The sequence below is a fragment of the Bacillus sp. FSL K6-6540 genome (assembly GCF_038007545.1).
Genome location: NZ_JBBOXH010000001.1, coordinates 6,300,290 through 6,326,118, shown reverse-complemented (window position 1 = coordinate 6,326,118; position 25,829 = coordinate 6,300,290). Strand labels below are relative to the sequence as shown.

Below are 25,829 nucleotides of genomic sequence, written 5' to 3'. Positions count from 1 at the left end.
TCCGGCCTAGCCGGGGCAGCATGTGTCATTTTAAGGGTAGTAATAATGGATTTCATTCTCAACTAGGAAGGTGATTGGTTATGCAATGGATACAAAATCAAACGACAACTGGACGCATATCGACGATAGAAAATGGAGCTGATCCGCGTGAGCCGAGGCAGCCGGGGAAATGGGATATCCGCAGCCTCCTGAGCAATGCGGAGGTAGTGGCTGCGCTTGGCAGCGGTCTGCTGATGCTGGTGGCCTGGCTGACCAGCCAATGGTCTGAGCCGCTCTCGGTTGTGTTATACGTGATATCCTACGCCGTAGGCGGATGGGTGAAAGCCAAAGAAGGCGTCGAGACCCTTCTCAAGGAACGCGATCTGGATGTGAACCTGCTGATGATCGCTGCCGCTATGGGGGCTGCGGCGATCGGATATTGGAACGAAGGCGCGATGCTGATCTTTATCTTTGCCCTCAGCGGAGCGCTTGAGAGTTATACGATGGAGAGAAGCCGCAAGGACATCTCGTCCTTGATGGAGCTGCAGCCGGAGACGGCCCTTCGCATCGAGAAGGGGGAAATGGTGTCGGTATCCATCAACAAGCTGGAGATCGGCGATCTCATCCTGGTGAAGCCGGGCGAGCTGATTCCGGCAGACGGCAAAATCTATCGCGGCAGTTCCTCCGTTAACCAGGCCTCCATTACCGGCGAATCCGTGCCGGTCGATAAGTCCGTAGGCGATGAAGTGTTCACAGGCACCTTAAACGGGGAAGGGGTCCTGTACATTGAGGTTACCCAATCGGCGGAATCTACTTTGTTCGCCAAGATCGTCCGGCTGGTGGAAGAAGCGGAGAACGAGGTGCCGGAATCGCAGCGGTTCATCAAGCGGTTCGAATCGATTTATGCCCACGTCGTAGTCATTGCGACCGTGGCGCTGATCGTTCTGGCCACTCCCGTTCTGGGATGGGATTGGGATACTACCTTTTATAAAGCGATGGTGTTTCTCGTTGTGGCATCCCCTTGCGCGCTGGTGTCTTCCATTATGCCAGCGATGCTGTCGGCGATTTCCAATCGTGCCCGAAAGGGTGTCTTGTTCAAGGGCGGTGCCCACATCGAGAATATGGCGCGCACGGCCGTTGTCGCATTTGATAAGACCGGTACCTTGACGCTCGGCACACCCATGGTTACGGATTTTATTGCAGGCGAGGGATGGGATCGGCACGAACTGCTTGGCATCAGCGCTTCCATCGAACGGATGTCGAAGCACCCGCTGGCTTTAGCGATTGTCCAATCAGCCGAGAAAGAGGGAGCACCGCTGCAGCAGGTAGAGAACGGTCAGTCCATCACTGGCTGGGGCATGCAGGCGGAAGTTGCAGGAGTCACCTGGAAAATAGGCAAAAGCGATATTCTGGATGAAGGGACCGGAGATCCGCGTTCGGGTGCGATTTCCGATCAAGATGAAAGGTTGGGCGCGGTTCAAGAGAATCGCCAGCACTGGCTGTCCATTCGGAACACGCTGGAATCCGAAGGCAAAACGGTATCCGTTATCCTGAAAGGGGACAGCATCGTGGGCATGATCGCGCTGCAGGACGCGGTCCGTCCTCAGGCAGCCATGGCCGTGAAGCGGCTCCAGCAGCTGGGCATCAAGGTAGCGATGCTGACGGGGGACCGTAAGGCGACGGCAGAAGTCATCGCCGAGCAAAGCGGCGTCGACATGGTGTTCTCCGACCTGCTGCCGGAAGATAAGGTTACCCATATTAAGGACCTGCGTGCCCGTTACGGCCATGTGGTCATGGTAGGGGATGGCGTGAACGATGCACCGGCACTGGCCACGGCAACCGTCGGCATCGGCATGGGCGTTTCGGGAAGCGGAACCGCGCTGGAGGTGGCGGATGCGGTGCTGATGAACGACAACATCGATGAAATCGCCGGTACCGTCAAAGTGGCACGCAAGGTTCAACGCATCGTGAAGCAAAACATGATCTTTGCCATTACCGTCATTTTGACACTGATTGCAGCCAATTTCATCGAAGGCGTAGCGCTGCCGCTCGGGGTCATCGGCCACGAAGGAAGCACGATTCTGGTCATTCTGAACGGGCTGCGCCTCCTGCGCAGCAGCCGTTAATGGACTGAGTATCATCTGCAATGACAAAGCGTCCCCTTCTTTTCCTTGCTGGAGAAGAAGGGGATTTTACTGTGGGCAGCGAAATAAACAGGCTGCTTGAAATCGTGGAAGATGAGAGGTGATCAGCAATATGGCATTCTTTTACGACTCTCCAAGGGGAGCTGCTTATTCCTGGCTGATTGATTATGCGATGGAGCGGTCGGCGGTATTCGTGTTAGCAAGACGTGGAGAGTTCCAGCTCATGGAGGAAGCCGAGCGTGTGTTTTCGCTGCTTGAGCCTTATCTGATCGAAGAACGCAAGATTAGCGAGCGCGATATCATGAAGCGATTGGATGAGGAGACCGTGCGTGGCAACGGGATTGAATACGGAGCGGGCACTTACTATATTTATAAATGCTGCGAGGAAGCCGCTGTTGTGTTGAAGCAGGCGGCGGATGATCTGTTTGCATGGCAGCATCCCCATCTGCCGGAGGATTTGAACTTTTGGGATCATGATGGACAAGACCTCTTACATCATGTAGCTCATGAACGAATGGGCGGGCTTCAGATCGGCCAAGAAGAAGCCGAGAACATATCGGCCATGGTTTCGGGCCTGTTTCTAAGCCGTCCGGAACATAAGAAGTTTGAAGTATTCTGGCAGGATGTATTGTTTCACAAACCGCGCAAGCTTGAAATTTTCGGTTTTGGCATCCAGGAGATTCCTGAAAGCATCGGAGAGCTGAAGGAGCTGAAGGAACTTATGATCCATGAAAGTTACGTCACCAGACTGCCTGCGGCCCTGTTTGGTCTTACGGAATTAGAGGATTTGACGGTATATACGGAGGATCTGGTGGAGATTCCGGCGGAGATCGGTGATTTGACCCAGTTAAAACGCTTGAATATCGCGTGCGGGAGTTATCATGGACCTACAGATCATGTGATCCGGAGAGAGGAAGTATCGCTGACTCGGCTCCCTCCGGAGATCGGACGATTGAGGTTGCTGGAGCTGCTTAGTATTAATTACACGGGGATTATGGAACTTCCCATGGAGATGGGGCAGCTGCAGAATCTGAGTTTCCTTGACCTAAGCAGAAACCTACTCCAGAGCGAGCCGGAATTCATAGAGAAACTGACGGGACTTTCGTATGTTAATCTGTCGGATAACCGGTATAACCCAAGTCCTCAAAATCAGCATTGGGGTGATTACATTGAATAATCGGAGCATCTGGAAAATAATGACCTAGCTAAGAATCCCTCTGAGCTCGCATGGCGAGTACAGGGGGATTTGTGCAGGTATCGCGTTTAGCTTCGGAACTTCATCAAACATTCATCTTCGCACCGTTAATCGTGTGGTTGAAGTCTTTTCGTAACCCAAAATTCTTCTAACCTGATCTCAGCGCACTCCTGACCTCGAAGTAAACGTTTTACAACGAGGTGTTCTTTCGAGCACGAGATTCATTTTTTCAAAATAGTAAATTCCCCAGCGGTTTATGAAGAATGGATTAACAATATTTGCAGTTGGGGTGTGATGTGACATATTGACAGACGGCTCCGATATAACCATAATTAATATTAATTTATAATAATTATAATTAAGTGTTCCATATATAGGAGGGAAACGATATGTACAAATCCGTTATTATAGGCACAGGCCCTGCCGGGCTTACGGCTGCCATTTATCTGGCTCGCGCGAATTTGAGCCCGCTCGTCATTGAAGGTCCGCAACCTGGCGGACAGCTGACAACCACGACCGAAGTTGAAAATTTCCCGGGGTTTCCCGAAGGCATCATGGGTCCTGAGCTGATGGACAATATGCGTCAGCAGGCGGAACGTTTTGGCGCGGAATTTCGTACAGGCTGGGTGAACAGCGTGGAATTTGGAGAGCGTCCGTTCAAGCTGGACGTTGACGGAATGGGCGAGGTGGTTGCCGAGACGCTGATCATCTCTACGGGCGCAACGGCCAAATATCTCGGCATTCCTGGAGAGCAGGACAATGTGGGACGCGGCGTCAGCACTTGCGCAACCTGCGACGGATTCTTCTTCCGCGGGAAAGAGATCGTTGTTGTCGGCGGCGGCGATTCCGCGCTGGAGGAAGCCAACTTCCTGACCCGCTTTGCATCCAAAGTAACGCTGGTTCACCGTCGGGAGGAGCTTCGTGCATCGAAAATCATGCAGGATCGCGCCCGCGCCAACGAGAAAATCGAATGGGCATTGAACCGCACGCCGCAGGAAGTCATCGCGGACGAGACAGGCGTAAAGGGCATCAAAGTGCTCAACAATGAGACCGGCGAAGAAGAGACGATCGCGGTCAGCGGCGTGTTCGTGGCGATCGGCCACCATCCGAACACCGGTTTCCTTGGCGGAAGCATTACGACCGACCCGAACGGTTATATCGTAACGACACCGGGAACATCCGAAACGAATATCCAAGGCGTATTTGCTTGCGGCGACGTTCAGGACACCCGTTACAGACAAGCGATCACGGCAGCGGGAAGCGGCTGTATGGCGGCTATGGATGCGGAGAAATACATCGAGAGCTTGGAACACAGCGCTGTCGTGTTGTAAACTGATAGATAGAGATCGAACCGGCTGTAAGCAGCCCAAATCATGAGTAGAGGAGACTGACCGACCATGGAAAACGTGATTGTATACACTTCGAACAACTGCCCGCACTGCAAACAAGTAAAAGGCTTCTTGTCCGATCAAGGCATCGAGTTTGAAGAGCGCAACATCGAGCAGAACGACGAATTCGCACAGCAAGTATGGGATATGGGCGTTCGCGCGGTACCTCTCACCATCATCGGTGAGCACCGAATTCTTGGCATGAACAAGCTCCAGTTCAACAAAGCGTTGAATCCGGAAGCTTAATCTCATCAGCAGATGGCAAGCCAATCGCTTGCTTATGATAAAAAGCTCCTTCCCGAGGTTCGGGAAGGAGCTTTTTGTGTTGCCGAGCTATGCTGCCACACGTTCGTACAAATCATGTTCACTTGCTGAAAAACAGACTCATGATGAACTGGAATACAACGTATGCGGCCACGCCGGAGCCGAGGAGAATGAAGCCGACTTTTTTCTTGCCTTGAAAAAAACGCATGATGGCGAGACTGAACAAAGGTGCGATAACTAGGAGACACAGCAATACGGTCACAAACATTTCCGCCGATATTTCCGCAGTGCTTACATAGGTCATTTGAGCGTTTCCTCTCCCTTTAGTATAACGATCACACGTTTCTCACGAAGAGAATCGTGATTTAAATTACAGGATGAGATTAATTATAGCGGAAAATCGCTGGATTTTCCTTAAGATGCTGGTCGCTAATTACGACAAAATATCGTCAATTTTAATGAATCGGCATGGAGACCCGTACCGGGCCAAGAAATTGCGAAATGGCAGAGTAGGCCGCACCGATCATGGTGGAACGACTGCCCAGCTCCGCAAACCGGATCTCCATCCGCTCACGGTGGTATGGAAGCGTGCGCTGGGCAACGACCTGCTGGAGCGTTTCTTCGATCCAAGCCCGGGCGTCGGACAGCGGACCGCCGATGATGACCGATTGCGGATTGAATCCATTGACAAGATTGGTTATGCCAATGCCGAGATAGCGTCCAAGCTCCTCGAAATGCCGGATCGTATCCTGATGGCCGAGCTCGGCATGATGCACAAGCTCGGATGTCCGTCTGGACGGAAGAACGGCATCTTTGCCGTCATAGGATTTCTCCGAGGCGTACAGCTCCCAGCAGCCGCGGTTGCCGCAGCTGCATTCCCGTCCCTCGGCCTCAATGGACATATGGCCGCTTTCGCCGGCATATCCGCGGGCTCCCTTATAGAGCTCGCCATTGATGATGATGCCGGAGCCGATACCGCTGCCGGCACTGATATAGAGGAGATGGCGGGCGTCCCGGCCGGCTCCGAAGCGCAGCTCGCCCTGGGCACCCGCGTTCGCTTCATTGTCGATGGTGACGGGGAGTCCGAGCTCGAGCTCGAGCTGCTCCTGCAGCGGGACCATGTCCCACCCCAGGTTGGGGGCGAAGAGGACGGTGCCGTCGCCGTCGACCATTCCCGGGACGCCCACGCCGATCCCGATGATGCCGTACGGGGAGGGAGGGGCTTGACGCATTAGGCCGTGGATCAAGCCCACCATCAGCCTCGTCACCGATTCAACGTCATGCCCTTCAAGCGCCGTGTCCTCTTCGGCAAGGATCCGTCCTTCCAGATCGGTAAGCACGGCGGTTATCTGCTTCACGCGCAGCTCGACGCCGATGGCATACCCGGCTTGTCCGTTAAACAGCAGCAGCTGCGGCTTCCTGCCGCCGCTGGATTCGCCGGGTCCGATTTCCTGGACCAGGTGGTTGCTGCACAGCTCCTGCACGAGATTGGAGACGGTAGCCTTGTTCAGGCCTGTCAGCTTGGACACCTTCGCCCGGGAGACCGGCGCGTGTTGACGTATCGTATCGAGAATGATGGAAGTGTTTATTTTCTTGACCAGAGCCTGGTCACCGGTAATATTCGTCATGTGTATTCATCCCTTTAGTCTTGCTTTCCTAATCAGTTAGGCTTGTGAGACTTGATATGCTCATAGTCTAGGGGCAAAGTCCGGAAAATGCAACAGCCCGTAACGCCGCTTAAGTCACGGAATCATTAATGAGCCGGGTCCGGTGGACGATGTCTTCATCCGAATGTGGAGGAAGCGTGTACCTGGATTAGATGGGGAACAAGTCCTCGTCACAGGACCGAAACGGTCCCAACGACAGGCGGAATCAGTTTTGAAAAACTTGTAAAGGAATAACTTTGTTTAACCAATAGACAAAGTGGAGGAGCTGTGATAGGATAACCTTGTAAGCGTTAACCACACCTTAACAAGGTATAGGAGGATTTATTCATGGCCTATTTTAACAACATTAGCAAAGTCGAGTACGAAGGCAGCAAATCGACCAACCCTTATGCTTTTAAATTTTATAATCCGACAGAAGTCGTAGCCGGCAAAACGATGGAAGAGCATCTCCGTTTCGCGATGGCTTACTGGCATACATTGACTGCAGGCGGCTCCGATCCGTTCGGTGCCGACACGGCGGTTCGCCCTTGGGGCAACTACTCCGGCATGGACCTTGCCAAAGCACGCGTTGAGGCAGGCTTTGAATTCATGGAGAAGATGAACCTTCCGTATTTCTGCTTCCACGACGTGGACATTGCGCCGGAAGGCAGCAGCCTGCGCGAGTTCTACAGCAACATCGATACGATTGTGGACTCGATTGAAGACCACATGAAGTCCACCGGCAAAAAATTGCTGTGGAACACGGCCAACATGTTCACGAATCCTCGTTTCATGCATGGTGCGGGCACAACGTGCAACGCCGATGTATACGCTCATGCGGCAGCGCAAATCAAGAAGGGCCTCGAAGTCGGCAAACGCCTCGGCGCCGAGAACTACGTGTTCTGGGGAGGCCGTGAAGGCTACGAGACCCTGCTGAACACGGATATGGGCCTTGAACTGGATAACCTGGCGCGCCTGTTCCATATGGCGGTGGATTACGCGAAGGAAATCGGCTTTGACGCTCAGTTCCTGATCGAGCCTAAACCGAAGGAGCCGACCAAGCACCAATATGACTTCGATGCGGCTACTACGATTGCATTCCTGCAGAAATACGGTCTCGACAAGCACTTTAAATTGAATCTCGAAGCAAACCACGCCACGCTGGCCGGTCATACCTTCGAACATGAGCTTCGCGTAGCACGCATCAACGGCATGCTCGGTTCCCTCGACGCGAACCAAGGCGATATGCTTATCGGATGGGATACGGACGAATTCCCGGTTAACATCTATGACGCTACATTGACGCTGTACGAAGTGCTGATGAACGGCGGCCTCGGCCGCGGCGGCGTGAACTTCGACGCGAAGGTTCGCCGTCCATCCTTCGAGCCGGAAGATCTGTTCCATGCGCACATCGCCGGTATGGATACTTACGCAAAAGGCTTGAAAGTGGCAGCGAAGCTGATCGAAGACCGCGTATTCGAGGACTTCATCGCGAAGCGCTACAGCAGCTTTAATGAAGGCATCGGCGCAGACGTCGTATCCGGTAAGGCTACGCTGGCTTCCCTTGCGGAATACGCGCTGAACAACGAGTCCCCTCGCAAAAACGAGTCCGGACGCCAAGAAATGCTGAAGGCGATTCTGAATCAGTACATTCTTGCGAATTAATTCATAACGGTTCGGCTGTTTAAGCTTGTTCCATGAAATCCAAAACCTTCACCGGCTCCCTCCAGGGATGCCGGTGTACTTATTTCAAACCGGAAACGATGGCACGAGCGATGGTCGGCAGTCATTGGCGGCATGCCCCGGACCAGACGATGCACCCAGGGAGAATGCCAACGATGTTTTCATGTTCGGTTCATGAGGAGACGAAGGAGGATATAGATGAGTTACGTTATCGGAGTTGATTTGGGGACCAGTGCCGTGAAGACCGTGCTGGTGGACCGCAGCGGCACGGTGGTTGCCGAGCATTCGGAGTCATACCCGCTGAGCCAGCCGAAGCCCGGTTACAGCGAACAGCGGCCGGAGGACTGGGTGGACAAAACGGTATTGTCGTTACGACAATTAATGAAAGGAAACAACATAAATCCATTCGAGGTTGAGGGATTGAGTTTCTCCGGCCAAATGCATGGTTTGGTCCTGGTAGACGGAGAGGGCGCCGTGCTGCGGCCGGCGATCCTGTGGAACGACACCCGGACAACGGCGCAATGCCGCCGCATCGAGGAGACCTTGCAGGAGAAGCTGCTCGGCATTGCACGCAATCGCGCACTGGAAGGCTTCACTCTGCCGAAGATTCTCTGGGTTCAGGAGTTTGAGCCGGAGCTGCTGGAACGGGCTGCCCTGTTCCTGCTGCCTAAGGATTACGTGCGTTTCCGCTTGACCGGACAATACGCGATGGACTACTCCGATGCAGCCGGAACGCTGCTGCTGGACGTGGCCGGGAAATCCTGGAGCACCGACATTCTGGATGCTTTCCAGCTGCCGCACACCTTATGCCCGCCGTTGGTCGAATCCTTCGACGAATGCGGCACGCTGCTCCCCGAGATTGCCGAGCAAGCCGCTCTGCTGCCGGAGACGAAGGTGTTTGCCGGCGGGGCGGACAACGCCTGCGGCGCTATCGGCGCCGGCATTCTCGAAGAAGGGCAAACGATGTGCAGCATTGGTACATCGGGCGTGGTGCTGTCCTATGAGGAGCGCCGTGAGGTGGATTTTGAAGGAAAGGTCCATTTCTTTAACCATAGCGAGAAAGACGCTTATTATATCATGGGGGTAACCCTAGCAGCGGGATACAGCCTGACCTGGTTCAAGGATACCTTTGCTCCGGATGTTTCCTTTGACGCGCTGTTAAGCGATATCGGAAATATCCCGGTAGGCAGCGGCGGGCTGCTGTTCACGCCGTACATTGTCGGTGAACGCACGCCCCATCCGGACGCCACCATCCGCGGCAGCTTCATTGGCATGGACGCCGGGCATAAGCTGCCTCACTTTGCGCGTTCGGTACTCGAGGGGATCACGTTCTCTCTCCGCGAATCCATTGATATCCTCCGGGCATCGGGCAAGCAGATCGACCGCGTGATTTCCATTGGCGGCGGAGCCAAGAACGAGACCTGGCTGCAAATGCAGGCGGATGTGTTCAACGCGGAAATCGTGAAGCTGGAAAGCGAGCAAGGCCCGGCCATGGGCGCGGCGATGCTTGCAGCTTACGGCTGCGGCTGGTTCCCAAGCCTTCAGGGCTGCGCGAAGGCGTTTTTGCGTCCGGCACGCTCGTATTCTCCAAACCCGCAAGCGGTTCAGGCCTATGACAAATTGTTTGGACTCTATCAAAGCGTATACGGAGCCACACGTGAACTTGGCGCGGAGTTGTCCGAATTCCGCGGATAACCTACAGATGTTGAAGAGCAGGTCGGGAAGACATTCTCCCGGCCTGCTTTTTTTTTGCGTGAACGCTCCGGACCGCATATACTTGAAGCAGGTTGAAGTCATAAGCAGGTTACGCCGGGGAATGAGGGTTGACCCTATTCGATGAGAACCGGTTTGGATATCGATTTTCAGGTTCCTTTTATTGGATGGCCTGTGATCATTGTGTAACATCTGCGGCCAATCCGATTAAGGATGGCGCGGAAAGTGTAAAAAAAGAGATGGGGGGGACGTCAATGAAACTGACAGCCGAACTGAAACGCGAGAAAATCGTTGCTATCGTGCGCGGCATTACAAAAGAACAAGCGGGCTTCGTGGGGGAAGGATTAAGCAGGGGCGGAATCCGGTTTATGGAAGTGACGATGAATACGAAGGGCGCTTTACATATGATCCAGGATTGGCGCGCCCGCTATGACGGTGACGTGTATGTCGGCGCGGGTACCGTCCTTGATGTGGAGATGGCCAAGGAAGCGGTCTCTGCGGGAGCCCAGTTCCTGATCTCGCCGAACACGGATCTTTCCGTCATCGAATTTGCCCTGGAGCAGGGAGTCGACGTATGGCCCGGGGCTATGACTCCAACGGAGATCGTTGCGGCGTACGCCGCCGGGGCGGAGATCGTGAAGCTGTTTCCTATGGCAAGCCTCGGCTTGTCGTTTATCCGGGAGCTTCAGGGCCCGCTGAATCACATTCCGCTGCTTGCCACGGGCGGAGTTACGCTGGGCAATCTTCCGGATTATTTTAACGCAGGCGCGGCAGCGGTGGGTTTAGGGAGCGCGCTGCTTCCGAAGGATGCGCTTGCGTCCGGGAATTCGGACGAGATCCAGCGCCGTGCAGCGGCTTTCGTAGAAGCGGCAAAATAGTTACACTTTGTTCATCCTTAACCACGCAGGTTATGTTTTGGAAGCTTACTACATAAGGAATATATAGACAAGTTATGGTATTATTTAGGTAGCTTGGTTATGTCATTGCTGCCGTGTACAGGCACTTGTTGAGGATAGCATCGTGTGTAAGTAATGCATGGTTAGGTTCAAGAAATGGAAGGGAGCGAATCAAGTGAATTCATCGGGGAAGAAGAAAGTAAGGGTAAAAAAGACCGTTTGTGCAGTTACGGCTACGGCCATGCTTTGTTTGGCGCAGCCGGTATGGGGGGATAATTCCGTTCCGGGCAGCGGAGTCGCTGTATCCGAAACGGTAACTTCCGTCGACAGCAGTGGTCAAGCCGGTTCCGAAAGCGTTACGGATAACGAAATACCGAAGGGTGCAAAAATTTCGTCCAAACAGGCGGAAGAAATCGTGAAGAAGGCTTTTCCTGAACTCAAGAATGTAAAGGTGTCGAACGTGCAGTTCCTGGAGAATGACGACATGAGATCAAGTGCGCTTGCATGGGATCTGCAATTGGTGCTGACCAAAGGGAACTCAAGCTCCGGCTTCAATGCCCAGGTCAATGCGGTTACGGGTGAACTTATTCATATCTATCTCCCTAACTCTTTGTTGAAGCAGGATAGCGACAAACCGGCGTTAACCCGGGAAGCAGCCAAGGAGAAGGCGCTGAAATGGATCAGCACCCACGTGTCGGACGTGAAGGCAAGCGAGCTTAAGGAGAATGAAGCGTATCTCGGTATGCAAGCTGCTTTGTTCAGTCCGCCCCGGTTTGATTTTTATTTCCAGACCTCGGTGAACGGAATTGAATCGGATGTGAACAGCATTACGATCACGCTGGATGGACAGGGCAATACGATTCAATATTCCCGCAATCAAGTCAGTGAGGAGTTTCCTTCATCTACGCCGAAATTGAACGAGGCCTCGATCCGCAAATTGTTTGAAGATCAATTCCAAGTATCCTTGGCCTATGTGCCGGAAAATTTATATAACAATGCCAAAGGCGAATATTTTTTAGGTTACATACCTAATGATCTGTCAGGTTATTCAATGGATGCCAATACCGGCAAATTCATCAGTTTCACGGGGGAAGAGAGCGGGCTTGTCTCCGTTGAGGACGGCACGATTCCGGCAACCGAAGAAACCTTTAAGCCGATCGCGGGTCCATTCGCCGGCGGTGATGCGGCAGCCCGATGGGTGGAGTCGCAGATCAAGCTGCCGTCAGGCTTGAAGACAGAATCCAAGAGTCTGGGTACAAGATGGAACAACAAAGAGGTTAAGACGTGGAACATCAGATGGGGCGAACATGCGATCTCCGCCATGGGCGGAGGAGAGATGGTATCCGCCGAGGTGGACGCCAAGACCGGACAGATCTACTCGTACAACCGATATCGTTATGACCGGACCGAAACTGCGGAAGTGAAGAACCCGATTTCGCAGCAGGCTGCGCAGGATCTTGCTTTCAAGACGGTAAGCAAGCTGGTGCCCAATGCTTCCGAGGAATGGAAGCTGACATCGGTTGATAAAATGGGTAAGGACACGAAAACCCTCAACTATCAATTTTCATTCCAGCGCTATGTCGGCGATATTCGCGTCATGGGCGATTCCCTGAACCTCACGATTGAGGCCAACGGGCAAATCCAGGGCTTTAGCGTGAATTCGGAAGGCGTCCTCTCCAAGCTGCCAACGGACGTAAAGCCGGCCATTACCGAGGAGCAGGCAAGAGCGCAGTATTTGAAGGAGATTGACCTGAAGCTGAAATACGGCTATTACGGCGGTTACCTGTCTGCCAATAATGAAATCACCAAGCCTTTCATCAAGCTGATTTATTATCCGACACATAAACAGCAGGCTTTAGGCGGCATGCAGGTACCGCTCGATGCCAAGAGCGGAAAATGGCGCGATATCATGCCGGAAATGAACCGGAAGGATATTCCGCCAGTGACTGACGCGGCGGGGCATTCAGCCGAAGCGGCTCTCAAGGAGCTGGTGAAATATCGGGTATTGGTTCCGGACAAGGACGGCAAGGTGTACCCGGATCGTCAGATCACCCTTGGAGAATGGTATCAGCTGGTAGCGGCTTCGGTTAGCCCGTCCTACGAGCAGGTGTACGGAAGATCCACCATGGATCCGTACGCGGGCCTGCAGCCGGACCATCCGTATTACCAGGCCATCCAAGTGCTGATCGGGCAGAACTGGATTCCGTATGACCCGGACAGCCCGCTGCAGCTGGACCGTAAGCTGACCAGGGATGAACTGGCAAGCTCGCTGACCCGAATTTTGAATTACGAGAAGCTGTCCAAAGCCTTTATTCTTCCAACCGATGTGCAGGGGATATCCGATGCCGACGCCGTGACGAACAAAGGCGCAGCCCTGATCGCGCTCAAGCTGGGACTTCTTCCTGCGGTGGATGGCAAGTTCCTGCCTAATCGCGAAGTGACGCGCGCGGAAGCGGCTGAGGTTCTGGTCCGTATGTCGAAGCTGGCGGGACGAAGCGATTCCTTCTTGTCCTCATTCTATTGGTAGTATTTAATATTCGTGCCCGGTCGACAAAACTAGAACCCTTAAGCCCTGATGTTATGTGTTACAATGATGGTGCATACGGATGAGGAAGATGAAGGGCGGGTGTACCGATGAAACGAAGCCGAGGAACGATCGTTAAATTACTGTTCATAGGGACTTTGGCGGTAACCGTTGCAGCAGTACCAGAACCAGCTAATCTCAGTGATGTCTATGCCACTTCCAACAAAGCGGTCGTGAAGTCGGTCCATGCGATACAGCAGAAACTGCTGACAGCGATGAGCGACAGGCAATCGACGGTGCGTTTTGTTTACCAGGGCGAGACCAAATCGCTGAAATCGCAGCTAAAAGACGCACTTGATCAGGCGATGGCCAGTGATCCTTATATCCATTACACCATCGCCAGCTATAGCTACGACTATCGTGGAACATCCAGTTCCGCCAATGTTACCGTCCGGTTGAGCTATCGCGAGACCGCGGAGCAGACGAACTACGTGAACCAGCATACCGACCGCATTTTGAAGCAGATCATCAAGCCGGGCATGAATGATCATGAGAAGGTGAAAGCCATCCATGATTGGGTTGTCCGCAACTTGAAATACGATACGACGCTTACGAAATATACGGCCTATGACGGGCTTTACACGGGGAGCACGGTATGCCAGGGTTATTCTCTATTAACGCATAAGCTGCTGAAGGAAGCCGGGATTCAGAACAAAATCGTGGAGGGTACGGCTTACGCCTCCGACAATCCAGAGGGCCAGCTCCATGCCTGGAATCTGGTCCTTCTGGATGGCAAATGGTACCACCTGGACACGACGTGGAACGATCCCGTGCCGGATCGTGACAACGAGGTATCCTACACGTATTACCTCCGAACGGATGAGCAGATGGGCCGGGATCATACCTGGGTGAAATCCTATCCGAAGGCGAATACGCTTTACCGCAACACGCTGGCCGGGCTGGCCGCGAAGGATCGTTCGAAAGCGGGATCATATGAAGCGATTAAGAAGGATCTGGAGTATCAGTTATACGATGCCCGCGCCATCGTCAGCTCCCACCTTCAGCTTCAGCCGCTGGTGAAGGCAGCGAAGGCGGAAGGCAGCCGTAAGCTGGTATTCCGGTTTGACGGGAGCGAGCGAGAGCTTGTGAGCGTGCTCCAGCAGCTGCAGTTAAAGAACAATCTGGGGTCCATCAAGTATTATCACAATGCTTTTGAAAACACGGGTGATCTTAGAGTGCAGATCATATGGTAGACGTCCGTGCCAAATGAAAAACAGCTTCCTCCCAACAACGGGAGGAAGCTGTTTTTTTGCATGTTCGTCTTTATTATGATTTGGCATCCGTGCTCAAATCGCACTCATCCAATGGCACGATGCGGCTCTTCTTAATCAAGCGGTAGCCGAACCAGATGGAGAGGAACAACGGAATGCTGACATACGTGGCAATGATCGTTAACCAGTCGATCTCCCCGCTGAAATTGCCTTGACCGATAATGGCCACGAGACAGAGCAGGAAAGCGAAGATGGGGCCGAAGGGGAACCAGCGCGCACGGAAGGGAAGATCCTTCAGGTCCTTGCCTTGGGCAACGTAGGCTTTGCGGAAGCGGTAATGACTCACCGCAATCGCCAGCCAGTTAATGAATCCGCACATCCCGGAGGCGTTAAGAAGCCACACGTAAACGACGCCATCGCCGAAGAAGGAGGCCAGGAACGCCAGCATGCCCACGGCGGAGGTTACGATCAGGGCTGCAACCGGCACGCCGCGGCTGTTCAGGCGGCTCAGCCATTTCGGAGCCATGCCCTGCTTCGCCATGGCATACAGGACGCGGGTCGAGGCATACATCCCGGAGTTGCCGGCAGACAGCACGGAGCTGAGAATGACCGCATTCATTACGGAAGCCGCAAACGCAAGGCCGGCTTTCTCAAACACCAGGGTGAATGGGCTGACACCGATATTGTCGACCCCGGATTGAAGCAAGCTCGGATGGGTGTATGGGATCAGCATGCCGATAACAAAAATGGCGAAAATATAGAAGATCAGGATGCGCCAGAAAACCTGACGAATGGCTTTGGGCACATGTTTTCTCGGATTCTCGCTTTCGCCTGCCGCTACCCCGATCAGCTCGGTTCCCTGAAAGGAGAAGCCTGCAGCCATAAACACGCCGACCAGCGCGAAGAATCCGCCGTGTACCGGCCCGTCGCCTAGGCTAAAGTTGCTGAATCCGACCGCTTCGCCGCCAAGAATGCCGAAAATCATCATGACGCCGATGATAAGGAAAACAATGACAGTCGCTACTTTAATGATAGCAAACCAATATTCCGATTCGCCGTATCCTTTGGCGGATAGAATGTTTAAGCCGAACATAATCGCCAGGAACAGAAGGCTCCACAGAAATGACGGGCTGTCCGGGAACCAGAACTTGATTATAACCGTGGCCGCCGCGAGTTCGGCGGCAATGGTAACGGCCCAGTTGTACCAGAAGTTCCAGCCGACGGCAAATCCGAAGGCGGGACTGACAAACCGGGAGGCGTAGGTGCTGAATGAGCCGGAATCCGGAAGATACGTAGCGAGTTCGCCCAGGCTGGTCATCAGAAAGTAAACCATGAGGCCTACGGCGGCATACGCGATAAGCGCTCCGCCCGGACCGGCAGAGGCGATGGCCGTTCCGCTTGCCAGGAACAGGCCCGTACCGATCGATCCGCCAAGGGCGATCATCGTCATATGACGGGCTTTAAAGCTCTGCTTGAGCGAAGCAGCCGGTGCTTTTTTGCGATTCAAGGTCGAACACTCCTTCTATACATTAAGAAATGATATTTAAAATATACCCTGTTAGAACAAAAAGACCGCAGGTCCTATACCTGCGGTCTTGATCGTATCCGCATCATACCCTCCATGAAGATAGCACAACACGGGGAAATCCCCGTGACAGTTCCGTCTCTTTCGACAACGGCCCCAGCACAGGATACAAGAGGATACCCTGCACTTCGGCATTCATGCCTTTCACTGTGCTTCACCGGCTTCTCTTTGCCTCGGCACAACTACTGATCATGTCTGCAACCTCTACCTCATCTTGGAATGATGAGGCTATCTGTATATTCAATTCTAACAAGAGAGTCCTAAGTATAAATCACATTCCATGTCAGAAGCAATGGTTAATTTTTACGGTTCAAGGCGGTTCCCGCCGCGCGATTACGATTGATTCCGTTTAGCCATTTGCTGCCAGACGGTTCCGGCAGCTTCTTCGCCGGATTCGATGCGCTCCAGCGCCATTCGCGCCTGCAGGCTTACTTCGAATTCCGGATCGTTGGCGGCTTCTTCAAGGGCGGAACGCGCTTCCTCCGTACCGACTTCGTATAGAAAGCGGGCTGCACGCCAGCGAACGATCTTGCTGCTGTCTTTGAGCGATTCGACCATGACCGGGGTAGCGGCGGCATCGCCGATATCGGACAAGGTATCTCCAGCGGTACGGCGAACGGCCGGCGTTTCGTCGCGCATGGCTTCATACAGGAGCTCCATCGCTTCAGGCGTCCGAAGGTCGCCCAAGTACACAACGACGAGCCGTCGGATCTGCATCTTCGGATCCCGAAGCGCTTTGCGAAGCAGCGGAATGTGTTTCTCCGTCGGCTCCAGCGCATCCAGCGCGGCATAACGTACGCGCCAGTCCTCATCCTGCATCGCGGCCTCGGTTTCCTCGTCCGTCAGCTTCCGGCGCTGCTCGACGAAATCCTCATCGCTGGCACCGTGGGCAATCGCCTGGGCAATGACCTTATCGAGGCGCTCCTGCGGGAATGCGGCTTCCAGCTCCTGCTCCACGTCACGGGCGATGTCTTCCAGCTGGCCGTAGCGTACGCCGTACTCCTTGAGTTTGCGTTCCTTGATAAGCGTCGAAGTCCCTACGGCGGCTACGGCTTGGGAGAAGCGCTCCGACAGACCGATACGTTCTTCCTGATTCCCGCTTTTGACACGAATTTGCATCGGAATATTGCGGAAATATTGCACGAACACCTGGGCTTCCCCAAATGCGATATCATCCGCGCCTTCCTTGAGTCCGGCGGCGAGTCCCTCCTGGCCGAATATTTCTTGAACGGCTCCCAGAATGGAAGGCCAATCGGCGTTGCCTTTACGGTCGAGCGCGATGAAATCGAGGGTGTGGAACACGCTCTTTACGCCAGGGATATGGAGCAGCTGCCTGATCCAGGGAGGAGCCGACCGTTCGTTGTCTAGTGTATATGTTCTGCGAATTCCGGACTCCAGGGTTTCGTCAAGATGAAGCATCATGGAGTTCGGGCTCGGGGTTGGTTCAATGAATGTAATTTTCATGGGTTTTTATCGCCTCCTTATCCTCTTATTGTACCTCTTTTCCATGCCGGAAAAAACATCATACACAGGATTCCAACAAATTGACCGGACTTTGGATAAAAAGAGGAAGGGTTTGTAAAACTGATAATGTTGGATGGAATTCATTCATGTTTTTCAAAGAATTACGGCGAAGGGCGGCACCCCTTGCAGGAAGTCCGAAATACATAAGGGAGGCTAGGCTGTCGATGTACAGGAAGCAGGAGAAAAAGCTTGCGATTCTATGTTTTATCGTGGCGGCCATTATGCTGTACGGGGCCGTGAAAGGATATTTGCGCTACATGCATCATTTTGGATAACACACCCGAGGAGTGAACCTGATGTCATCACTGGATCCAGTACTGATGAGCCGGATACTGACCGGACTGACCCTGTTTGTACATATTGTTCTGGCAACCATCGGCGTCGGGATTCCCATTATGCTGGCTCTGGCGGAATGGAGGGGGATCCGGACGGGGGACGACCATTATACCTTGCTCGCCAGGCGCTGGGCGCGGGGATATGTGATTACCGTAGCTGTTGGCGTCGTGACAGGAACCGCCATCGGCTTGCAGCTCAGCCTGCTGTGGCCCACCTTTATGCGCGTAGCCGGTAAGGCCATTGCGCTGCCGCTGTTCATGGAAACCTTCGCTTTTTTTGTAGAAGCGATCTTTCTTGGCATTTATCTCTATACGTGGGATCGGTTCAAAAACAAATGGACCCACTTGCTGCTGCTAATTCCCGTGGCGATCGGCTCCTCCGCTTCTGCATTCTTTATCACGAGCATGAATGCATTTATGAACCAGCCGCAGGGCTTTGAGCTGGTGGACGGGGTGTTTACGAACGTGAATCCGTTCGTGGCCATGTTCAATCCGGCGACGCCGACCAAGGTGAGCCATGTGCTGGCGTCGGCGTTTACGACAAGCGCAGCGGCGCTGGCCAGCATCGCGGCTTTCAGCTTACTTCGGGGAAGCAGGCACGTCTATTTTAAGAAAGCGCTGAAGCTTACCGTCGTTTCCACCTTTGTTTTTGCCGTGGCCACCGTGATGATCGGTGACTTTTCCGGCAAATTCCTGGCCAAATTCCAGCCCGAGAAACTGGCGGCGGCCGAGTGGCATTTTGAAACGATGAGACAAGCCCCGCTCATTTACGGCGGCTTTCTGGATGAGAATAACGAAATCAAGTATGCGTTAAAGATTCCGTACGCGCTTAGCATACTGGCAGGGAACAGCCCCAGTACGGAGGTCATCGGCCTGAATGAATTTCCGGAGAACGAGAGACCGCCGATGTCCGTGCATTATTTTTTTGATTTGAAGGTGACCAGCGGTGCCGTGATCGTTCTGATTCCTCTCCTGTATATGTTCCGAAGGAAACTTCCTGGCAAAAAGCCTTACCCAAAGTGGCTGCTGCTCAGTATATTGGCTTTAGGGCCTTTATCGATGTCAGCCATATGGCTGGGCTGGTTCCTTGCCGAGATCGGAAGGCAGCCGTGGATTGTGCGGGGATATATGAAGGTATCGGATGCGGCGACCACTTCATCGAGCGTCGGCTGGATGCTGGTGCTGTTTATTCTACTGTATTTGGTCTTGTCCGTATCCGCAATCCGCGTGCTGAGCCAATTGTTCCGGAATAAAAGCGCGGAAGAGGAAATCCGGCTGCTGGGACTCGAAATCGAAGGAGGAGACCGCAAGTGAGCTATGCGATGGTAGCCATAACCGTTCTATGGACGTTCCTGTTCGGCTATTTGCTGGTGGCCTCGATTGATTTCGGTGCCGGATTCTTCAGCTTCTATAGCGTGCTTACCGGACATGAGAACAAGATACACAATATCATCCAGCGATACCTGTCCCCCGTTTGGGAAGTGACAAATGTGTTCCTGATCTTTTTTGTGGTCGGGCTCGTCGGATTCTTTCCCGATGCCGCGTATTATTATGGTACCGCGCTGCTTGTCCCGGGCAGCTTGGCGCTAGTGCTGCTCGCCATCCGAGGCGCTTACTACGCCTATCATACGTACGGCAGCCAGACGGGCAACAATATTGTATACATGGGACTATACGGGGCGACGGGGCTGCTCATTCCTGCCGCCTTGTCGACGATATTGGCCATCTCCGAAGGCGGCATCATCTATATGGACGGCGGGAAGGTGGAGCTTCACTGGTACACGTTCTTCACGAATCCGTACACGTGGTCGGTCATTCTGCTTGCCCTTGTCAGCGTTCTGTACATCTCGGCGATGTTCCTGTCCTATTACGCGCAGCGTGCCGGGGATGAGGCGGCGTTCGGCGTGGTCCGGGGTTATGCACTGGGGTGGAGCGGGCCGACGATCCTGGCTTCGGTTTTCGCGTTTTTCCAGATCAACCATCAGAATCCGGTCCATTTTGGGCAAATGCTGGATATCGCCTGGATGTTTATCGCGTCGTTCGTCTGCTTTGTGATCGCGGTATACCTCGTGTGGAAACGCACCCGCCTTGGCATCGCATTTATCATGGTCATGCTTCAATTCGCTTTTGCCTGGTACGGATATGGTCGCTCGCATCTGCCGTACATTCTCTATGATTACATCCACATTCATGAGAGCATCACCAACGATACGATGGCCATCGCTTTGATTACCGCGTTTATTCTCGGCTTCTGCGTGCTGGTGCCTTCCTTGATCCTGCTGATGCGATTGTTTCTGTTCGATGCGAACTACATTCGCGGCAAATCCGCGAAGAAGGGGTGAGGCAAGTGGAGGATTTCGGCATTTTCATAGCACCGCTGCTCACGGTACTGGCTGCCGTAGCCTTTATGGCGATTTACGCCGTCAAGTATAAAGACCCTTCGGATTGAGGGATGGACAAAATAAATCCGGGCTGTTTCGCCAAGAATCATTCGGTGTAAAAAGAACAACAAAGCGCAAAGTTGAGCGGATAGCTCAATACGGGTAAAATACAGGGTAATGGAAGGAGGAGGCTGCATGCCAAGAATTCGCTATAACAATATCGATAACGTCAGCACGGACAAAACGCTTAAACAGTTCAAGCAGTGGCGCGACGAACGTCGTCAGAAGAAGAAGGATTATTCCTACTGCATTCCGAACCTGACGCCGGATCTTCAGTATTTGCATAGCAACCGGCACGAAACCTCCGTTACCTGGATCGGGCACGCCACGTTCTTCATTCAATACGAAGGCATGAATATTGTGACTGATCCCGTATGGGCGCGGAGAATGGGGTTTAATAAGCGCCTTGGGGAACCTGGACTTCCCATTCATGAGATCCCCCCGATCGATGTCATTTTGATATCGCATTCCCACTATGACCATATGCATGTTTCCTCGATCCGTAAGCTGTACCGTGCGGACACCACCATCATTGTACCGGTTGGTCTGCGTCGGAAAATGATCAATAAAGGCTTTCGCCGCGTGATCGAACTGCAGTGGTGGGAATCGGTCGCCATAAAAGGCGTGAAATTCTCCTTCGTGCCGACACAGCATTGGACGCGGCGCACGCCGTTTGATACGAATACGTCCCATTGGGGAGGATTCGTGATGGAGCCCGTGCTGCAGGATGCAAAGAGGGATTCGAGTTCTTCCGATGAATCGCCATGCAATAACGAACCTGTTGCAGAGGACGGCACCCGACTGCTTCCGCCGAATTTGTATTTTGCCGGAGACAGCGGTTATTTCGAGGGTTTTAAGCTGATCGGCGAACGGTTCAACATTCACCTGGCTTTAATGCCGATCGGGGCATACGAGCCGGAGTGGTTCATGACGTCTCAGCACGTCAATCCGGAAGAAGCGCTGCAGGCGTTTCAGGACGTGAAGGCGGAGACGATGATTCCGATGCATTACGGGACCTTCAAGCTGGCCGATGATACGGCCAGGGAAGCGCTGGACCGGATGGAAGCGGAACGAAAGCGGCTCGGGATTGCCAAGGAGCGGATCCGCGTCTTGAAGTACGGGGAAACCTTCAAGGTTCAGCCGGAACGAAGAAGCGTGACTTCGTAACGGAAACCCAAGAAGCGATTCCGATCGGCATACACACGACAGACTGCCTAAAAAGGCCCGAAAGGTCGTATAACCTTTCGGGCCCATTTATTAGTTCCTTCTAATCGTCATCGTTTTGGGCCAAATGCCGACCGCTCTTGCGGCAGCAACGTTTTTTTTAGCCAACTGCACGAGATCGTCAATCGATTCCCGGTGAAGTCTATGGTAAGACAGCGGATCCGGTCCGACTGGTTCTTCTAATTAATAGAAACGCCTCGGTTCTATGAAATTTGGAAAAAGGTAATCTTTGATCGTCGGCCTCCTGTGGCTGGTCAGCATGAAATGGCCCATGCAGGAGGTTATATTTGTTTAAAACGGTTTTATATCGTCCAGAAGCTTCGATAACCGCCGTACTTATGCTATAATGTGCTGAAACCAATAGTGATAAAGGATGGTAATGCTTAATGATCAGTACAAGCGGCGTAACGCTCCGCTATGGCAAACGAGCACTATTTGAAGATGTCAATATAAAATTCACCCCGGGCAACTGCTACGGCCTCATCGGCGCCAACGGGGCGGGTAAGTCTACATTTCTGAAAATCCTCTCCGGTGAGATTGAACCGAACCAAGGCGAAGTTCATATGACACCGAATGAGCGGATGGCGGTTCTGAAGCAGAACCACTATGAATACGATCAGTATCCCGTCCTGGAGACGGTCATCATGGGTCATGCCCGGCTGTACAACATCATGAAAGAGAAGGATGCGCTGTATGCGAAATCCGATTTCTCCGAAGAAGACGGCATGCGTGCGGGTGAGCTGGAAGGCGAATTTGCAGAGCTGAACGGATGGGATGCAGAGCCGGATGCGGCGGCGCTCCTGATCGGTCTCGGCATTCCACGTGAGCTGCACGATAAGAAGATGTCTGACCTGAGCGGTAACGAGAAGGTGCGCGTTCTCTTGGCGCAGGCGTTGTTTGGCCGTCCGCATAACCTTCTGCTCGATGAGCCTACCAACCACTTGGACCTGGAATCGATTCAGTGGCTCGAGAACTTCCTTATGGATTATGAAGGCACCGTTATCGTGGTATCCCATGACCGTCACTTCCTGAACAAGGTGTGTACGCATATTGCGGATATCGATTTCGGTAAAATTCAGCTGTATGTCGGCAACTACGACTTCTGGTATGAATCCAGCAAGCTGGCGCTTGAACTTCAGCGGGATGCCAACAAGAAGAAGGAAGAGAAGATCAAGGAATTGCAGGCATTTATTCAACGCTTTTCGGCGAATGCTTCCAAATCGAAGCAGGCGACATCCCGTAAGAAACAGCTCGACAAAATCACGTTGGAGGATCTTCGTCCTTCGAACCGTAAATATCCTTTTCTTCATTTCAAACCTGAACGCGAGGCGGGCAAGCAGCTGCTTACGATTGATGGCATCACCAAGTCGATGGATGGGGAAAAAGTGCTGGATAATGTCAGCTTTGTTGTAAACAAAGGCGACAAAATCGCATTTGTTGGACCGAACGGGATGCCGAAAACGACGCTGTTCCAGATCATAACCGGTGAAACCGAGGCGGATGCCGGTGAATACAGCTGGGGGGTAACAACAACCCAGGCGTATTTCCCAAAAGACAACTCTGCCTATTTTGACGGTGTTGATATCAACCTCGTGGAATGGCTGCGCCAATATTCCAAGGATCAGGACGAAACGTTCCTGCGCGGATTCCTTGGCCGCATGCTGTTCTCGGGCGAGGAAGCGCTGAAGAAAGCGAGCGTATTGTCCGGAGGCGAGAAGGTTCGCTGCATGCTGGCCAAAATGATGCTGAACGGCGCGAACGTGCTGATCTTCGATGAGCCGACGAACCACTTGGATCTGGAGTCCATCACGGCGCTCAACAACGGCTTGATCGATTTCGACGGAACGATTCTGTTCACCTCGCATGACCATCAGTTCATTCAGACGATTGCCAACCGGATTATCGAGATTACGCCTAACGGCATCATCGACCGCAGCATGAGTTATGACGAGTATCTGGAGAGTGAAGAGATCAAGGGGCTTCGCGAAAGCATGTACCCGGTTGAAGTTTAAAGAAATTAAGCGGCGGGATGATGGCAACAAGCTGTCATCCCGCCTTTTGTTCATTAAAAATGCTGCACCTCCCAGGTATGGGAGGTGCAGCATTTTTTGGCGTGCGTTACGGATCGGCTCTTTACGAACCGCCGGTACGACGACGCTGGTTGTTTGGTTTTTTGTTGTTTTGGCTTTTCATTTTTTGCGCTGAACCGGCTTGGAATTGTCCCGGCTTGTTCGCGGATGTATTTTGCTGTTTCTTTTGTTCCAGCTTTTGCTTGATCGCATCAGCCAAATTCACTTTGCGTGGCTCATTATTCTCGGGCATAGAAATCACCCTCCTCTTCGTGTTCGCTTGTCCTCATTTTATTCGTTTTTAAATCGTCCGGCAAGGGTAACAATGATTAATACCATTTTCTACGTCCATGGTTCTTTGATCGAAGCAATTATGTTTCTCTAGACCCACACGAAAGACCTTTGCTAGGATTAAATATGGATAATGATGGATATCGCTTGAAGTCTGCACGGAGCAAGCAAAGGAGAGACGCGTATAGTGAATGCCTATGATAACATCAAACAAGGGGAGCGAGGGGCCTGGATCAGCATTGCGGCCTACCTCGTATTGTCATCGTTTAAAATATTCTGCGGATATTTGTTTGCATCCAGTGCTTTGCTCGCCGACGGTTTCAACAACCTGACGGATATCGTGGCATCGCTCGCCGTATTGATCGGGCTGCGGATTTCCCAGAAGCCGCCGGATTCCGATCATGCGTACGGACACTTGAGGGCGGAGACGATCGCGGCGCTGGTGGCCTCCTTCATCATGGCGGTCGTGGGCATCCAAGTGCTGGTTGAAGCCGTCCGTTCTTTTTTTGAAGGCTCCAAGGAAGTACCGAATTTATGGTCTGCCGGCGTAGCCGGCATCTGTGCCGTTGCGATGCTGGGCGTATATCGTTACAATCGGAACCTTGCGCGGCGCATCGATAACCAGGCGCTGATGGCAGCGGCCAAGGACAACTTGTCCGATGCGCTCGTCAGCGTTGGGGCCGCTGTCGGCATCATCGGCGCACAATTCGGCCTGCCCTGGCTGGATACCGTGGCGGCCGTAGCGGTTGGCGTCATTATTTGCAAAACGGCTTGGGAAATATTCAGGGATTGTACCTATAGCCTCACGGACGGCTTTGATGAAAACCGTTTGTCGGATTTGCGCAGCACGATTGCCCGTACGCCCGGTGTCGAGGGAATCAAGGATATGAAAGCCCGAATCCACGGCAATCATGTATTGGTGGATGTCGTCATCGAGGTAGACCCGGATATCAGCGTTTTGGAGGGGCATCAGATCAGTGACCGAATCGAAGAGCAGATGGAGAAGATTCATAATATTATGAGCGTCCATATTCATGTGGAGCCTAAGGGATCCTCCTAAGGGATACCGAATGTGCAGGTATACAAATGGCAGGCCAAGATTCTCTTGACCTGCCATTTAACATGCCGGGGTACATGAAGGATCATGAAGCCCGATAGCCATACACGATTACTCTACATAAATCCAAGCTTTACCGAGCCATGTATATACTTCAACCCATTCCCCGCCAAGCATGACATCGTAACGATTGCCGGTGGTGTCGAGCTTTTGCGGAGCCAAGGCACCAAGCTTTTCGCCGTTTGGAGCGTTGTAGAAGTAAGTTTTGCTTGTAAGCTCAATCATCGGCGTCGGTACGATCACGACTTCTTCAGGTTTGATGATCGGGTCTTCCACCGAGATCGGAGCCGGTCCTGAAGTGTTGGATACCGTACCGTTAATCGGATCCGCGCTTGCTACGGCGGTTAGGGACAGGGTGAGTGCTAGGGCTGCAGTAATGCTTAGCGTTTTTTTCATGGAATGATTCCTCCTTGGGACCGAAGTAGTATTTGACAATATCGTAATAACCACCATTTGGATGTTTTGAACCAAGAAAGTTGGGTACAATTCTCAAATCGTGACAAGTTTCCAGGATTCCTATATACTTTGGGGATGGGAAAA

Annotated in this window: 21 protein-coding genes and 1 riboswitch; of the genes, 15 read left to right on the top strand and 6 right to left on the bottom strand. The window is 52.9% G+C overall.

Annotated elements, in window-relative coordinates; translation table 11 throughout:
• The first annotated feature begins 80 nt into the window (after nt 1–80).
• The 4 genes from MHH82_RS28535 (at nt 81) to MHH82_RS28520 (ending at nt 4,952) form a co-directional block, all read left to right on the top strand.
• The gene (locus MHH82_RS28535; RefSeq protein ID WP_340968966.1) at nt 81–2,105 is read left to right on the top strand and encodes a heavy metal translocating P-type ATPase; all 2,025 of its coding nucleotides are present in this window, start codon (nt 81–83) and stop codon (nt 2,103–2,105) included.
• 130 nt (nt 2,106–2,235) lie between these two features.
• Entirely contained in the window at nt 2,236–3,300 is a 1,065-nt protein-coding gene (locus MHH82_RS28530; protein WP_340968964.1) for a leucine-rich repeat domain-containing protein, read from the top strand.
• Nucleotides 3,301–3,707: 407 nt separating this feature from the next.
• Complete coding sequence (gene trxB, locus MHH82_RS28525) at nt 3,708–4,649, top strand: thioredoxin-disulfide reductase (protein WP_015737504.1); 942 nt, start codon at nt 3,708–3,710, stop codon at nt 4,647–4,649.
• Nucleotides 4,650–4,715: 66 nt separating this feature from the next.
• The gene (locus MHH82_RS28520) at nt 4,716–4,952 is read left to right on the top strand and encodes a glutaredoxin family protein (RefSeq protein WP_006212730.1); all 237 of its coding nucleotides are present in this window, start codon (nt 4,716–4,718) and stop codon (nt 4,950–4,952) included.
• A 118-nt stretch (nt 4,953–5,070) separates the two neighbouring features.
• Here the strand turns inward: MHH82_RS28520 and MHH82_RS28515 are convergent, their stop codons facing one another.
• Nucleotides 5,071–5,274: a hypothetical protein gene (locus tag MHH82_RS28515; protein WP_340968960.1), complete on the bottom strand. Its 204-nt coding sequence runs from the start codon at nt 5,272–5,274 to the stop codon at nt 5,071–5,073.
• Between the two features lie 151 nt (nt 5,275–5,425).
• Nucleotides 5,426–6,598 carry an ROK family protein gene (locus MHH82_RS28510; protein ID WP_340968959.1) on the bottom strand — a complete coding sequence of 391 codons (1,173 nt, stop codon included), beginning with the start codon at nt 6,596–6,598 and terminating at the stop codon, nt 5,426–5,428.
• Between the two features lie 366 nt (nt 6,599–6,964).
• On the opposite strand from MHH82_RS28510, the gene xylA reads away from it, so the two are divergent.
• The 5 genes from xylA (at nt 6,965) to MHH82_RS28485 (ending at nt 14,685) form a co-directional block, all read left to right on the top strand.
• Complete coding sequence (gene xylA, locus MHH82_RS28505; protein WP_015737501.1) at nt 6,965–8,281, top strand: xylose isomerase; 1,317 nt, start codon at nt 6,965–6,967, stop codon at nt 8,279–8,281.
• 216 nt (nt 8,282–8,497) lie between these two features.
• Nucleotides 8,498–9,994: a xylulokinase gene (gene xylB, locus MHH82_RS28500; RefSeq protein WP_145040969.1), complete on the top strand. Its 1,497-nt coding sequence runs from the start codon at nt 8,498–8,500 to the stop codon at nt 9,992–9,994.
• A 272-nt stretch (nt 9,995–10,266) separates the two neighbouring features.
• Nucleotides 10,267–10,890: a bifunctional 4-hydroxy-2-oxoglutarate aldolase/2-dehydro-3-deoxy-phosphogluconate aldolase gene (locus tag MHH82_RS28495; RefSeq protein WP_015737499.1), complete on the top strand. Its 624-nt coding sequence runs from the start codon at nt 10,267–10,269 to the stop codon at nt 10,888–10,890.
• Nucleotides 10,891–11,083: 193 nt separating this feature from the next.
• Nucleotides 11,084–13,435, top strand: coding sequence for a YcdB/YcdC domain-containing protein (locus MHH82_RS28490; protein WP_145041092.1), 2,352 nt, complete (start codon nt 11,084–11,086; stop codon nt 13,433–13,435).
• Between the two features lie 107 nt (nt 13,436–13,542).
• Nucleotides 13,543–14,685: a transglutaminase domain-containing protein gene (locus tag MHH82_RS28485; RefSeq protein WP_015737497.1), complete on the top strand. Its 1,143-nt coding sequence runs from the start codon at nt 13,543–13,545 to the stop codon at nt 14,683–14,685.
• A 73-nt stretch (nt 14,686–14,758) separates the two neighbouring features.
• Here the strand turns inward: MHH82_RS28485 and MHH82_RS28480 are convergent, their stop codons facing one another.
• A complete protein-coding gene (locus MHH82_RS28480; protein WP_015737496.1) occupies nt 14,759–16,210 on the bottom strand; it encodes an amino acid permease in 1,452 nt (483 codons plus the stop codon).
• Between the two features lie 113 nt (nt 16,211–16,323).
• A riboswitch (Lysine riboswitch) is annotated at nt 16,324–16,503 on the bottom strand.
• A gap of 118 nt (nt 16,504–16,621) precedes the next feature.
• The gene (locus tag MHH82_RS28475; protein WP_015737495.1) at nt 16,622–17,752 is read right to left on the bottom strand and encodes a virulence factor; all 1,131 of its coding nucleotides are present in this window, start codon (nt 17,750–17,752) and stop codon (nt 16,622–16,624) included.
• Between the two features lie 356 nt (nt 17,753–18,108).
• On the opposite strand from MHH82_RS28475, the gene MHH82_RS28470 reads away from it, so the two are divergent.
• The 5 genes from MHH82_RS28470 to MHH82_RS28455 all read left to right on the top strand — a co-directional run bounded on the left by MHH82_RS28470 (nt 18,109) and on the right by MHH82_RS28455 (nt 23,824).
• Nucleotides 18,109–19,461 (top strand): cytochrome ubiquinol oxidase subunit I, encoded by a 1,353-nt coding sequence (locus tag MHH82_RS28470; RefSeq protein WP_015737493.1) that lies wholly within the window; start codon nt 18,109–18,111, stop codon nt 19,459–19,461.
• Nucleotides 19,458–20,489: a cytochrome d ubiquinol oxidase subunit II gene (locus MHH82_RS28465; RefSeq protein ID WP_145040963.1), complete on the top strand. Its 1,032-nt coding sequence runs from the start codon at nt 19,458–19,460 to the stop codon at nt 20,487–20,489. Before MHH82_RS28470 ends, MHH82_RS28465 begins: the two co-directional genes overlap by 4 nt.
• A gap of 5 nt (nt 20,490–20,494) precedes the next feature.
• Nucleotides 20,495–20,596 (top strand): cytochrome bd oxidase small subunit CydS, encoded by a 102-nt coding sequence (cydS, locus tag MHH82_RS41715; RefSeq protein ID WP_435367978.1) that lies wholly within the window; start codon nt 20,495–20,497, stop codon nt 20,594–20,596.
• A gap of 127 nt (nt 20,597–20,723) precedes the next feature.
• Nucleotides 20,724–21,755 (top strand): MBL fold metallo-hydrolase, encoded by a 1,032-nt coding sequence (locus MHH82_RS28460; RefSeq protein WP_340968952.1) that lies wholly within the window; start codon nt 20,724–20,726, stop codon nt 21,753–21,755.
• 443 nt (nt 21,756–22,198) lie between these two features.
• Nucleotides 22,199–23,824, top strand: coding sequence for an ABC-F family ATP-binding cassette domain-containing protein (locus tag MHH82_RS28455; RefSeq protein WP_340968946.1), 1,626 nt, complete (start codon nt 22,199–22,201; stop codon nt 23,822–23,824).
• A 121-nt stretch (nt 23,825–23,945) separates the two neighbouring features.
• On the opposite strand, the gene MHH82_RS28450 is transcribed toward MHH82_RS28455, so the two are convergent.
• Complete coding sequence (locus MHH82_RS28450) at nt 23,946–24,134, bottom strand: hypothetical protein (protein ID WP_009594046.1); 189 nt, start codon at nt 24,132–24,134, stop codon at nt 23,946–23,948.
• A gap of 222 nt (nt 24,135–24,356) precedes the next feature.
• On the opposite strand from MHH82_RS28450, the gene MHH82_RS28445 reads away from it, so the two are divergent.
• Nucleotides 24,357–25,232, top strand: a complete 876-nt coding sequence (locus MHH82_RS28445) for a cation diffusion facilitator family transporter (RefSeq protein WP_036663860.1) — start codon at nt 24,357–24,359, stop codon at nt 25,230–25,232.
• A gap of 108 nt (nt 25,233–25,340) precedes the next feature.
• On the opposite strand, the gene MHH82_RS28440 is transcribed toward MHH82_RS28445, so the two are convergent.
• Nucleotides 25,341–25,685: a hypothetical protein gene (locus tag MHH82_RS28440; RefSeq protein WP_009594133.1), complete on the bottom strand. Its 345-nt coding sequence runs from the start codon at nt 25,683–25,685 to the stop codon at nt 25,341–25,343.
• Between the last annotated feature and the right edge of the window lie 144 nt (nt 25,686–25,829).

Bases quoted from the DNA above. Each gene is read 5' to 3' on its own strand.
- xylA (WP_015737501.1), top strand. From the start codon at position 6,965: ATGGCCTATTTTAACAACATTAGCAAAGTCGAGTACGAAGGCAGCAAA.
- MHH82_RS28495 (WP_015737499.1), top strand. From the start codon at position 10,267: ATGAAACTGACAGCCGAACTGAAACGCGAGAAAATCGTTGCTATCGTG.
- MHH82_RS28440 (WP_009594133.1), bottom strand. From the start codon at position 25,685: ATGAAAAAAACGCTAAGCATTACTGCAGCCCTAGCACTCACCCTGTCC.
- trxB (WP_015737504.1), top strand. From the start codon at position 3,708: ATGTACAAATCCGTTATTATAGGCACAGGCCCTGCCGGGCTTACGGCT.
- MHH82_RS28535 (WP_340968966.1), top strand. From the start codon at position 81: ATGCAATGGATACAAAATCAAACGACAACTGGACGCATATCGACGATA.
- MHH82_RS28460 (WP_340968952.1), top strand. From the start codon at position 20,724: ATGCCAAGAATTCGCTATAACAATATCGATAACGTCAGCACGGACAAA.
- MHH82_RS28510 (WP_340968959.1), bottom strand. From the start codon at position 6,598: ATGACGAATATTACCGGTGACCAGGCTCTGGTCAAGAAAATAAACACT.
- xylB (WP_145040969.1), top strand. From the start codon at position 8,498: ATGAGTTACGTTATCGGAGTTGATTTGGGGACCAGTGCCGTGAAGACC.
- MHH82_RS28520 (WP_006212730.1), top strand. From the start codon at position 4,716: ATGGAAAACGTGATTGTATACACTTCGAACAACTGCCCGCACTGCAAA.
- MHH82_RS28530 (WP_340968964.1), top strand. From the start codon at position 2,236: ATGGCATTCTTTTACGACTCTCCAAGGGGAGCTGCTTATTCCTGGCTG.
- MHH82_RS28475 (WP_015737495.1), bottom strand. From the start codon at position 17,752: ATGAAAATTACATTCATTGAACCAACCCCGAGCCCGAACTCCATGATG.
- MHH82_RS28485 (WP_015737497.1), top strand. From the start codon at position 13,543: ATGAAACGAAGCCGAGGAACGATCGTTAAATTACTGTTCATAGGGACT.
- MHH82_RS28455 (WP_340968946.1), top strand. From the start codon at position 22,199: ATGATCAGTACAAGCGGCGTAACGCTCCGCTATGGCAAACGAGCACTA.
- MHH82_RS28515 (WP_340968960.1), bottom strand. From the start codon at position 5,274: ATGACCTATGTAAGCACTGCGGAAATATCGGCGGAAATGTTTGTGACC.
- MHH82_RS28470 (WP_015737493.1), top strand. From the start codon at position 18,109: ATGTCATCACTGGATCCAGTACTGATGAGCCGGATACTGACCGGACTG.
- MHH82_RS28450 (WP_009594046.1), bottom strand. From the start codon at position 24,134: ATGCCCGAGAATAATGAGCCACGCAAAGTGAATTTGGCTGATGCGATC.